This is a genomic window from Vibrio sp. 1249-1, assembly GCF_033340495.1.
This window is the reverse complement of sequence record NZ_JAWOWJ010000446.1, coordinates 1-746: the sequence shown is the minus strand read 5'-3', so window position 1 is coordinate 746 and position 746 is coordinate 1. Positions and strand designations below refer to the sequence as shown.

The following is a 746-nucleotide window of genomic DNA, read 5'->3' as shown; positions in this document are numbered from 1 at the left end:
TCTAAACCACTGTGGAATGGTGGGTTGCTGATGATAAATCGGTAGTCATTGGCCGTATCTGAGTAAATGTCAGACGCAAACACGCGACCAGACAAACCGTTGGCTTCAAGCGTTGCTTGGCTTGAGGTGATGGCATACGCGTTGATGTCACACATCTCAATCGCAATTTCTGGGTTTGCTTTCGCCATGAACGCGCCTAAAACACCGGCCCCACAACCAAAATCGAGCACTTTGCCTGACAAGTTAGGTAAGGTTTCCAGTAGTAGACGGCTGCCTAAGTCAAATTGACCATGACTGAATACGCCCGGTAAACTTTACCGTGTAAGACTTAAACCACTCTTCTTGATTGAATGGTTTTGGCTCATTTAAGCAATTACCCCAGTAGAAAGAGCAGCGGCGAGCTGAGTCGTATTTGTTCACCGGGCCATATTCTTTGAACATCTTTTCAATGCTCTTTACGCCGGAACGGTTTTCACCGACAACCACAATCTCCGTGTTCACGCCGAGTTTAGCCATGAGCATCGCAAGCAAATATTCGGCTTCTGCTTTCGCTTTTGGCCAATACAGCAGGAGCATGTCGGCTTGAGTATCCACATCAAATTCAGAACCAAAATGGCTTTTTATTTTATCTGAGTGACGGATTTGACGGAAATAGCTGTAGTTTGAAGTAAAGACTTCGACCGATTCACAGTGTGCGGTCAGTTCCAGAGGGAACATATCTTCGACTTCACCTGCAACTAAAACAT

1 pseudogene is annotated in these 746 nt (G+C 45.8%); it reads right to left on the bottom strand.

The features are described 5' to 3' along the window. A pseudogene (locus tag R7Z50_RS26905) lies at positions 1–746 on the bottom strand (methyltransferase); the annotation flags it as partial.